The sequence below is a fragment of the Pedobacter sp. ASV12 genome, assembly GCF_016429155.1.
In the GTDB taxonomy this organism is placed as follows: Bacteria; Bacteroidota; Bacteroidia; order Sphingobacteriales; family Sphingobacteriaceae; genus Pedobacter.
On sequence record NZ_JAELUC010000355.1, the window covers coordinates 1 to 390 of the forward strand.

1 protein-coding gene is annotated in these 390 nt (G+C 37.7%); it reads left to right on the forward strand.

Features of this window, described 5'->3' with window-relative positions; all coding sequences use genetic code 11:
* On the forward strand, nt 1-336 hold a 336-nt coding region (locus JHD69_RS21240), incomplete at its 5' end, for a hypothetical protein (protein WP_233166153.1).
* Nucleotides 337-390 lie beyond the last annotated feature (54 nt).

A 390-nucleotide genomic window follows, 5' to 3' on the forward strand; every position in this document is an offset into this window, starting at 1 on the left:
GATATGACAGGCGATGAGTTTTTAGGTGATGGAGGTAAACAAAAAAAACAGCATGTCCAAGATCTTCAAAAAGATCGAGGGATTCCTGAAGAAATCATGCAGTTGTTCAAGACAATAGGCAGAGAAGATAAAATAACCATTTACGACAACATAAAAATTTTAGATGATGATCAATTGAACTTGGTCGCTAATCTAGTGAAGAAAACGATCCAGAACCAAATCGATTTTGATGGTTTCCAAATATTTATAGATGTAATAAAACCCATTGTACGGGATAAAAACTTTTTACATTTGCTAGGTAAAGCATCCTATAATCTGTCTCTTATACACATCTGACGCTGCCGACGAACCACGACATGTGTAGAGGTCGGTGGTGGGGGGAGGGTGAAA